Annotated in this window: 1 protein-coding gene; it reads left to right on the top strand. The window is 62.7% G+C overall.

Annotation, left to right across the window (positions count from 1 at the left end; translation table 11 throughout):
* Positions 1-31: 31 nt before the first annotated feature.
* The coding region (locus tag AC07VS_RS28840) for an IS1634 family transposase N-terminal domain-related protein (protein WP_494752700.1) at positions 32-405 on the top strand (374 nt) is incomplete at its 3' end.

Raw genomic sequence — 405 nt, 5'->3', positions numbered from 1 at the left:
CCGATGCGTCGTCTTCCGCTACACTCCAAACATGTTCGTCAAGCTTGCCCGCAGCCGTGGTCACACCTACGCCCAGATCGTGGAATCCTTCCGCGACGCCAATGGGCAACCACGTCAGCGCAACCTGCTCACCCTGGGACGCGTCGACGAGAACGATGGCCAGGTGGACAAGGTTCTGCAGGCCCTGCTCAAGGCCCGTGGACATGGCCCCACCGACACGGCCACCCCGCAATTGCAGTTCGAATCCGCCCTGGCGCTGGGCGATGTGTGGGTGCTTGATCAACTCTGGCGCGAGATCGGCTTTGATTGCCTGGCTGGCGTCTTTCGCCAGGCCCGCTACACCTCCCCGGTTGAGCATGCCATTCGCGTGATGGTCTTCAACCGCCTGTGTGACGCCGACTCCAA

This window comes from Curvibacter sp. GW821-FHT01G03, from assembly GCF_059422285.1.
This window is presented reverse-complemented; position numbering and strand designations above follow the sequence as displayed.